The 7,911-nt window shown below is 67.0% G+C and carries 7 protein-coding genes and 1 riboswitch; of the genes, 3 read left to right on the top strand and 4 right to left on the bottom strand.

The window, feature by feature from the left end:
- Window positions 1-872 precede the first annotated feature (872 nt).
- Together ABZV38_RS29300 and ABZV38_RS29295 are read left to right on the top strand one after the other, a co-directional pair.
- On the top strand, window positions 873-1,415 hold the full coding sequence (locus ABZV38_RS29300) for a hypothetical protein (RefSeq protein ID WP_356331449.1): 543 nt from the start codon (window positions 873-875) through the stop codon (window positions 1,413-1,415).
- A gap of 200 nt (window positions 1,416-1,615) precedes the next feature.
- Window positions 1,616-2,290, top strand: a complete 675-nt coding sequence (locus tag ABZV38_RS29295; protein WP_356331448.1) for an HAD family acid phosphatase — start codon at window positions 1,616-1,618, stop codon at window positions 2,288-2,290.
- 102 nt (window positions 2,291-2,392) lie between these two features.
- Here the strand turns inward: ABZV38_RS29295 and groL are convergent, their stop codons facing one another.
- From groL to thrC, 4 genes are all read right to left on the bottom strand, one after another.
- Window positions 2,393-4,015, bottom strand: coding sequence for a chaperonin GroEL (gene groL / locus ABZV38_RS29290; protein WP_356331447.1), 1,623 nt, complete (start codon window positions 4,013-4,015; stop codon window positions 2,393-2,395).
- 328 nt (window positions 4,016-4,343) lie between these two features.
- Entirely contained in the window at window positions 4,344-4,550 is a 207-nt protein-coding gene (locus ABZV38_RS29285) for a cold-shock protein (protein WP_003967346.1), read from the bottom strand.
- Between the two features lie 454 nt (window positions 4,551-5,004).
- Window positions 5,005-5,283, bottom strand: coding sequence for a MoaD/ThiS family protein (locus ABZV38_RS29280; protein WP_356331446.1), 279 nt, complete (start codon window positions 5,281-5,283; stop codon window positions 5,005-5,007).
- A 58-nt stretch (window positions 5,284-5,341) separates the two neighbouring features.
- On the bottom strand, window positions 5,342-6,649 hold the full coding sequence (gene thrC / locus ABZV38_RS29275) for a threonine synthase (protein WP_356331445.1): 1,308 nt from the start codon (window positions 6,647-6,649) through the stop codon (window positions 5,342-5,344).
- Between the two features lie 17 nt (window positions 6,650-6,666).
- Window positions 6,667-6,793: riboswitch (SAM riboswitch) on the bottom strand.
- 152 nt (window positions 6,794-6,945) lie between these two features.
- On the opposite strand from thrC, the gene ABZV38_RS29270 reads away from it, so the two are divergent.
- Window positions 6,946-7,896, top strand: coding sequence for a glucosyl-3-phosphoglycerate synthase (locus ABZV38_RS29270; protein WP_356331444.1), 951 nt, complete (start codon window positions 6,946-6,948; stop codon window positions 7,894-7,896).
- The last annotated feature ends 15 nt before the right edge of the window (window positions 7,897-7,911 follow it).

The raw sequence follows: 7,911 nt of genomic DNA, 5'->3' as shown, positions 1-7,911 counted from the left end.
TCAAAACCCGCACCACCTACGACGAAGCAACCGCCTGGTCACACCACGCCCACCCCCATGCCGCTTGACACCCAACGACATGGGGTGTCTGACCACCAAAATGCCACCCGAACGGGTCGCTCCGCCCACCCCATCCGCCGCGCTGCGGGTCCTGGAGTGCGCGAAATGCGGCACACCGGGCCGGGCGGAGACCCTGCCCGGCGGGGAGTGCGGGCCATGCCGAGGTGAGCAGACCTCCGTACCGGCGGGCAGCCGCGGGATCCCGGCCGACGGGGTCCGCGACCGGATGGCCGAGGTGCGGGCCGCGATGGTCCCCCGACCCGGGAGGCAGGGCGTAATCACGTGACGCCTGAGTTGCACGATTGCGGTGAGCGCCGCGTGGTCATCTTCATCGGTAAGCGTGCGCGCCGCATAGACGATCACCCGCGGCAGACGCAAGGTCGAGGACGTTGAGGCGTATCTCGCCGTGACCGACTGCGGCCGCGACCCTGTCCGCGCTGGTGAGATCTGGAACGGCCTGAACTGGATCGAGTCGGAGTTCGCGGCCCTGCGCTACTTCGCTCTCAACGGCACCGACCACCGCACCCACGACGAACAGAACGCCGCCATCGCCGCTTACATCCGCTGGCGCAACGCCCACGCCGAGCCGAAGACAGAGTTCGCCGCCGACTCACCCATCCGGCAGTGGACCGAATACCCCCCCCCAAGGCCGCGTGACAAGCCATTAGCGGCGCCTGGAACAAGGGGGCGTGCGCCCGCTCCTGAATGGCTACCTCGGGAGCTGTCATCACTCTTTCAGCGGCTACATCCCTCATATGTGGATTTCTACCTTGGCAGAGGCACATTGCATCGGCCTATATCCAGGAGGAACCATGCCGACCACGCGTACCGGCTTCACTGCCATCACAGTGGCAGCATTGCTTGTGGGCACCACTGCCGCGGTAGCTGCACAGAGCGACGCCAGCACGGCTTCGCCCGCATCATCAGCGGCCACAGGAATCGAGCATCTGCACACCCAAGTCGACCTGCCGGCCGGCGCCTGGACCAACACTCCCCTGGAGGTCACCCTCCCCAGGTCCGGTACCTACGAACTCGACGCAGACGTCCGCGGGCGTCTCGGAGGTATTCCCCCGATCAACACGTACATCACCGCACGGCTGTGGAACGTCACGTCCGGCACAGCCGTGCCGGCTAGCGAGCGACTCGTCAACCAGATCATTGACAGCAACACGGGTGATGCCGAGGCGAGTGGCAACCAGACCGCACCGATCAGCGAGCTGATCAAAGTGAAGAAGCCGACGACGATCCGCCTGCAGGCCCAGCGGATCGACTTCATCGGGACGGCAACCGTCGGCCAGGTCTACTCCGACGTCCGCGGCTACACCTCCCTCCGCTATAAGCGGGTCAGCAACTAACGGAGTTGTTCCTTCCAGAGAGATGCGTGGTCCCTGCTCCGGACGTCCAGGGCAGGGACCACGCACTCCCCCGATCCGAGAGGGTTATGTCCGATTCATGGCGTGTCCATGAAAAGTTTCCTACCGGCCAGTAGACATGTGACCCGACCCGGCCGAGGGTTGAGCGCGTGCATGTCAAAGTCGACCCAGGAGACACCCTCATGAGCCGAAGTCGAAGCCGTACCAGGTCCGCCCGTACGGCGGGCGTCGCCACCGCAGCCGCCGTTCTCGCCCTCGTCGTGCCCGCCACAGCCGCCCAGGCCACCCCCGTGTCCTCGCCCACCGCCGGGACAACCACCGCGTCCTGGGCCCCCGGTGGCAACGCCGCCATCCTGGGCATCGATTACGACACCTGGCAGCGGGATGTCGCCGCGGTCATCGACGTGGCCCGCCCCTACATCCAGCAGCGCATCGCGCAGACCCCCGCGGGCCGGAAGTCGGCGATCGTCCTCGACATCGACAACTCGTCGCTGGAGACGGACTTCCACTACTTCTGGACGTTCCCGACCCCTGCGATCGCCAAGGTCCGCGATCTGGTCCGGTACGCCGACTCGCAAGGCGTCGCCATCTTCTTCGTCACCGCCCGCCCGGGCATCATCGCCTCGCTGACGCAGTACAACCTCACCGCGGTCGGCTACCCGGTGACCGGCCTCTACGTCCGCGACCTGCCCGACCTCTTCGATGAAGTCAGCACGTACAAGACCGCCAAGCGTGCCGAGATCGAGGCCAAGGGCTACACGATCATCGCCAATATCGGCAACAACGACAGCGACCTGGTCGGCGGCCACGCCGAGCGGACGTTCAAGCTCCCGGACTACGACGGCAAACTCTCCTGACCGCTGACCGACCGCCACTGCCGCCGCGGACATGGCATCGGCCCCCGGGACCAGTACAGGTCCCGGGGGCCGATGTGCGACCAAACTACTGATCCGTCAGGATCAGAAGTCCATGTCACCGCCCGGCATGCCGCCCGGAGCGGCCGCAGAGGCCCTCTCCGGCTTGTCGGCGATGACGGCCTCGGTGGTCAGGAACAGCGCGGCGATCGACGCGGCGTTCTGCAGAGCGGAGCGCGTGACCTTCGCCGGGTCGAGAATGCCCTCGGCGATCATGTCGACGTACTCGCCGGTCGCGGCGTTCAGACCGTGACCGATCGGCAGGTTGCGCACCTTCTCGACGACGACGCCACCCTCGAGACCACCGTTGACGGCGATCTGCTTGAGCGGGGCCTCCAGCGCCAGCTTGACGGCGTTGGCGCCGGTCGCCTCGTCACCCGAGAGCTCCAGCTTCTCGAAGACGGCGGAGGCCTGCAGCAGCGCCACGCCACCACCGGCGACGATGCCCTCCTCGACGGCCGCCTTCGCGTTGCGAACGGCGTCCTCGATGCGGTGCTTGCGCTCCTTGAGCTCGACCTCGGTGGCGGCACCGGCCTTGATGACGGCCACGCCGCCGGCCAGCTTCGCCAGGCGCTCCTGGAGCTTCTCGCGGTCGTAGTCCGAGTCGGAGTTCTCGATCTCGGCACGGATCTGGTTGACGCGACCCTGAACCTGGTCGCTGTCACCGGAACCGTCGACGATCGTGGTCTCGTCCTTGGTGATGACGACCTTGCGGGCGCGGCCCAGCAGGTCCAGGCCGGCGTTCTCGAGCTTGAGACCGACCTCCTCGGAGATGACCGTGCCACCGGTGAGGATGGCGATGTCGCCGAGCATGGCCTTGCGGCGGTCACCGAAGCCCGGGGCCTTGACGGCAACGGACTTGAAGGTGCCACGGATCTTGTTGACGACCAGGGTCGACAGGGCCTCGCCCTCGACGTCCTCGGCGATGATCAGCAGCGGCTTGCCGGACTGCATGACCTTCTCCAGCAGCGGAAGGAGGTCCTTCACGTTGCTGACCTTGGAGTTGACGATCAGGATGTACGGGTCGTCCAGGGACGACTCCATGCGCTCCATGTCGGTGGCGAAGTACGCCGAGATGTAGCCCTTGTCGAAGCGCATGCCCTCGGTGAGCTCCAGCTCCAGACCGAAGGTCTGGGACTCCTCGACGGTGATGACGCCTTCCTTGCCGACCTTGTCCATCGCCTCGGCGATGAGCTCGCCGATCTGGGTGTCGGCGGCGGAGATGGAGGCCGTCGAAGCGATCTGCTCCTTGGTCTCCACGTCCTTGGCCTGCTCCAGCAGAGCGGCGGAGACGGCCTCGACGGCCTTCTCGATGCCCCGCTTGAGGGCCATCGGGTTTGCACCCGCGGCAACGTTGCGAAGGCCCTCACGGACGAGCGCCTGGGCGAGAACGGTGGCGGTGGTCGTACCGTCGCCGGCGACGTCGTCCGTCTTCTTGGCGACTTCCTTGACCAGCTCTGCGCCGATCTTCTCGTACGGGTCCTCGAGCTCGATCTCCTTGGCGATGGAAACACCATCGTTGGTGATCGTGGGCGCGCCCCACTTCTTCTCGAGGACGACGTTGCGGCCCTTGGGGCCAAGGGTGACCTTGACGGCGTCGGCGAGCTGGTTCATCCCGCGCTCGAGACCGCGCCGTGCCTCCTCGTCGAACGCGATGATCTTGGCCATGTGAAGTGGTCCTCCCGGACAGGGGTGGATTTCTCCGGACCGAGTGGCGCCCGCGACGGACGGCCTGCCTGCCTGGCGGTTCCTTGCCCCACCAAGCCTGCGGGCCTCACCGGCCCGGTCCAAGTTCTGTCACTCTCACCTGGAGAGTGCTAACGCAATGATTAGCACTCGACCCCCACGAGTGCAAGCGCCCCCGACGGTTGTGGACAACGCGGGGACCGGGCGACGGCGCGCGGAGCGACGGCCGCATGACGCGTGAAGGGCCCGTCCCCCCTGGGGGTACGGGCCCTTCATGCGTGAGTAGTGTCGTTGGCCGACCGCGCCGAGCTCAGCCGACGGCGAGCTTGACCATGTCCGCCTGCGGCCCCTTCTGGCCCTGCGAGATTTCGAATTCAACTCGCTGACCCTCTTCGAGGGTGCGGTACCCGTCCATCTGGATCGCGCTGTAGTGGACGAAAACATCCGCACCACCGTCGACCGCGATGAAGCCGTACCCCTTCTCCGCGTTGAACCACTTGACGGTGCCCTGAGCCATGCCTAACTCCCCTATTACTGGCCCTTGCACAGGACCGCACTTCGCGGGCCCGGGTCAGAACTCACCCTCCGACAGGAGAGGGTGTGTGCGCCGGAACGCGTCGACCGCGGCCGAATGTATCTGCCCAACTGCCCTCTGCAACAGGTCAATCGGACGAGAATTCTGGGCAGCACCGAACGCCCGAATATGCGGAATTCATGCGATTCCAGGGCAACTCGGGCCGGGCAAAGGCCACTTATGGCGCAAGGAGTTCGTGCACTTTGGCTGCATCTTGTCGCGGGCGGGCGCATTCTCATATGCGGTCGGCACGGGCAGCGAAGGGGACTTCCCAACTGTACCGCGCTTAACCATGCAGAATTGCCCCCTCCGCTTAGCTCGCAGAGGGGGCAATTCCGGTGACGCTGTGGAGTCGGCCGCGGGGCCGGTGGAGGGTCCGTGCCGGGGCGACGGAAGGTCAGCAGCCGCCCGCGACGGCCGGGATGATCGAGATGCCGGCGCCGTCCGGGGTGGCCGTCTCCAGGCCGCCCTCGAAGCGCACGTCGTCGTCGTTGACGTACACGTTCACGAACCGGCGCAGCTTGCCCTGGTCGTCCAGGACGCGCGCGGCGATGCCCGGGTGGTTCTGCTCCAGCGACTCGATCACCTGGGAGAGGGTCGTGCCCTCGGCCGGGACCTCGGCCTGACCGCCCGTGTAGGTGCGCAGGATGGTGGGGATACGGACCTTGACGCTCATGTGGGTGCCTTCCTTGCGTCTCGGGTGGACGTCCCGGGTGGACGTCTCGGTGGTCGGGTCAGCTGCGGGCGAGGCCGGCGTCGCGGAACGCGTCGAGGCTGGGCCGGATGGTCGCCGTCGGGCCGGTGGTCGGGGCGACCGCGTCCAGCGTCTTCAGACCGTCACCGGTGTTGAGGACGACGGTGGTGAGCGTCGGATCCAGCAGACCGGCCTCGATCAGCTTCTTCGTCACGCCGACCGTCACCCCGCCCGCCGTCTCCGCGAAGATGCCCTCGGTGCGCGCCAGCAGCTTGATCGCGTCGACGACCTGCTCGTCGTTGACGTCCTCGACGGCGCCACCGGTCCGGCGGGCGATGTCCAGGACGTACGGGCCGTCGGCCGGGTTGCCGATCGCCAGCGACTTGGCGATCGTGTTCGGCTTCTGGGGGCGTACCACGTCGTGACCGGCCTTGAAGGCCGTGGAGACGGGGGAGCAGCCCTCGGCCTGGGCACCGAAGATCTTGTACGGCTTGTCCTCGACGAGCCCGAGCTTGATCAGCTCCTGCAGACCCTTGTCGATCTTCGTGAGCTGCGAGCCGGACGCGATCGGGATGACGAGCTGGTCGGGCAGCTGCCAGCCGAGCTGCTCGCAGATCTCGTACGCGAGCGTCTTGGAGCCCTCCCCGTAGTACGGGCGCAGGTTGACGTTGACGAAGCCCCAGCCCTCGCCGAGCGGGTCGCCGATGAGCTCCGAGCAGAAGCGGTTGACGTCGTCGTAGTTGCCCTCGATGCCGACCAGTTCGCCGCCGTACACCGCGGCCATGACGACCTTGCCCTGCTCCAGGTCGTGCGGAATGAACACGCAGGACCGCAGGCCGGCCCGGGCGGCCGCCGCGCCCACGGCGCCGGCGAGGTTGCCGGTGGAGGAGCAGGAGAGGGTGGTGAAACCGAAGGCGCGGGCGGCCTCGACGGCGATCGCGACGACGCGGTCCTTGAAGGAGTGCGTCGGGTTGCCGGAGTCGTCCTTGACGTACAGACCGCCGGTGACGCCCAGTTCGCGGGCGAGGTTGTCGGCCTTGACCAGCTTGGTGAAGCCGGGGTTGATGTTGGGCTTGTCCGCGACATCGGCGGGGACCGGCAGCAGCGGCGCGTAACGCCAGATGTTGTTCGGCCCGGCCTCGATGCGCTTCTTCAGCTCGTCCGGGGAGCCGCTCGGCAGGTCGTACGCCACTTCGAGCGGCCCGAAACAGGTCGCGCAGGCGAAAAGGGGACCGAGCTCGAATCGCTCTCCGCACTCGCGGCAGGAAAGTGCCGCGGCGGGACCGAGGTCGACAGCGTCGGCGTCGGCGGAAGAATTGGTGCTCACTGCAACGGTCTGCGTAGCCATGATGGCGAGGCCCTTTCTCCTCATCTTCCTCGCGACGCATTTCGCCACGAGACGGAATTGGCACCTTCCCCACCTGACCTCGCGGTCGGCAGGAGGGTTGCCGGGACTTCAACGGGCCGTTCCCTCAGTCCCTCTGGATGAGCGCTGTGGCACTGGATCACCGATCCAGGCATTTATCGGCGGAGGACCCCGACATGCGAGGGTCATCCGCGTTGTTCAAGACTGTAACCGAAGCACCGGACGGTTGAGAGAGCCGTCCGAACCGCGAGATGGATCACATACAGGGAGTATCGACCGTGCTGGAAGAGGTCGAACGCTGGCTGACCAGGCGTTCCTGGTCGGCCGCCGACCGCCCGCTGGACCGGCTCGTCGCCGCCAGGGCCAGGGATCCGCGGCGCGGGAGTGTGAGCGTCGTGCTGCCCGCCCTCAACGAGGAGGCGACGGTCGGCGCGATCGTCGAGACGATCCGGGCCGAGCTGATGGAGAAGGTCCAGCTGGTCGACGAGCTGCTGGTGATCGACTCCGGGTCGACGGACGCCACCGCGGAGGTCGCCCGGAAGGCGGGCGCCCGGGTGGTGCACCGTGACGACATACTCCCCCGGATTCCCGCGCTGCCCGGCAAGGGCGAGGTCCTCTGGCGATCGCTCCTGGTCACCGGCGGTGACATCGTCTGCTTCATAGACGCCGACCTGAAGGACTTCTCCGCGGAATTCGTCTCCGGCATCATCGGCCCGCTGCTCACCGATCCCGAGGTGCAGTTCGTCAAGGCGATGTACGACCGCCCGCTCGGAGACACGGCAGGTCAGGGCGGTCGCGTCACCGAACTGGTGGCCCGCCCGCTGCTCAATCTGCACTGGCCGCAGCTGGCCGGCTTCGTCCAGCCGCTGGGCGGCGAGTACGCGGTGCGGCGTTCACTGCTGGAGCGGCTGCCGTTCCCGGTCGGTTACGGAGTGGAACTGGGCCTGCTCGTGGATGCGCTGCACACCGTGGGGCTGGACGCGCTGGCACAGGTCGATGTGGGGGTGAGGAAACACCGCCATCAGGACGGGCAGGCGCTGGGCCGGATGGCGGCGGCGATCTACCGGACGGCCCAACTGCGCCTTTCCCGCGGCCACTTGGTACGACCATCCCTCACCCAGTTCGAACGGGGTGAGACCGGCTTCGTTCCGCGTACGCACGCCGTGGACACGGAGGAGCGGCCGCCGATGCAGGAGATCAGGGAGTACGTTTCGCGCCGCGCCGCCTGAGGTGGCCTGACTTCG

The organism is Streptomyces sp. NPDC005181 (genome assembly GCF_040608395.1).
Taxonomy (GTDB): domain Bacteria; phylum Actinomycetota; class Actinomycetes; order Streptomycetales; family Streptomycetaceae; genus Streptomyces.
Note: the sequence above shows the minus strand (reverse complement) of the source record. Positions and strands in the feature narration are given on the sequence as shown.

Coding starts and splice junctions, on each gene's coding strand:
- ABZV38_RS29295 (WP_356331448.1), top strand. CDS start 1,616: ATGAGCCGAAGTCGAAGCCGTACCAGGTCCGCCCGTACGGCGGGCGTC.
- ABZV38_RS29300 (WP_356331449.1), top strand. CDS start 873: ATGCCGACCACGCGTACCGGCTTCACTGCCATCACAGTGGCAGCATTG.
- ABZV38_RS29285 (WP_003967346.1), bottom strand. CDS start 4,550: ATGGCTCAGGGCACCGTCAAGTGGTTCAACGCGGAGAAGGGGTACGGC.
- groL (WP_356331447.1), bottom strand. CDS start 4,015: ATGGCCAAGATCATCGCGTTCGACGAGGAGGCACGGCGCGGTCTCGAG.
- ABZV38_RS29280 (WP_356331446.1), bottom strand. CDS start 5,283: ATGAGCGTCAAGGTCCGTATCCCCACCATCCTGCGCACCTACACGGGC.
- thrC (WP_356331445.1), bottom strand. CDS start 6,649: ATGGCTACGCAGACCGTTGCAGTGAGCACCAATTCTTCCGCCGACGCC.